The sequence below is a fragment of the Bacillus sp. LR--39 genome, from assembly GCF_053613335.1.
This window is the reverse complement of the sequence record NZ_JBSIOT010001708.1, coordinates 1-502: the sequence shown is the minus strand read 5'-3', so window position 1 is coordinate 502 and position 502 is coordinate 1. Positions and strand designations below refer to the sequence as shown.

Annotated in this window: 1 protein-coding gene; it reads right to left on the bottom strand. The window is 47.8% G+C overall.

Annotation, left to right across the window (positions count from 1 at the left end):
• The coding region (rnhC, locus tag ACWHAR_RS32690; RefSeq protein ID WP_452089124.1) for a ribonuclease HIII at positions 1-502 on the bottom strand (502 nt) is incomplete at both ends.

Here is a 502-nt window from a genome sequence, read left to right as displayed (position 1 = left end):
AAATGGGTGATCGCCTGATTGTGCAGCAAAGCTTTCATTTTCCCTTGGCTCATGCCTTTTTCCTGCATGCTGTTATACTTTTCATTTTTTAAAACCAGCAGGCTATATGGAATAGTTTTGATCAGGTTTCGGGCAATCTCGATGATTTGCGGATCTTTTAAATCTTTAGAATCCTTAACACCGAGTTCCTTCATTAAAGGAAGCATGGTTTTGTCGACGTACGCACATACAACCGTCATTGGGCCAAAGTAATCTCCGGTTCCGACTTCGTCAGAACCGATAACAGACATTCCGGCGATATCTGCCGGAGGGGCATAGCGGGAATCAGCCGGCTTTTTGGCCATTTTCTTCTTTTCCGGCTCTGCTGTTCCCCAGCGTGCGGATTCTGCCGCTGCGTTTTTGCCTTGAAACAAGACCTTGCCGGATTGATATGCTGTAATGGTACAGCCGGGCGGTTTCGCCTGAAAAACGGCTCCCTGCGGAACAGAGGCTGTAAGCGAAC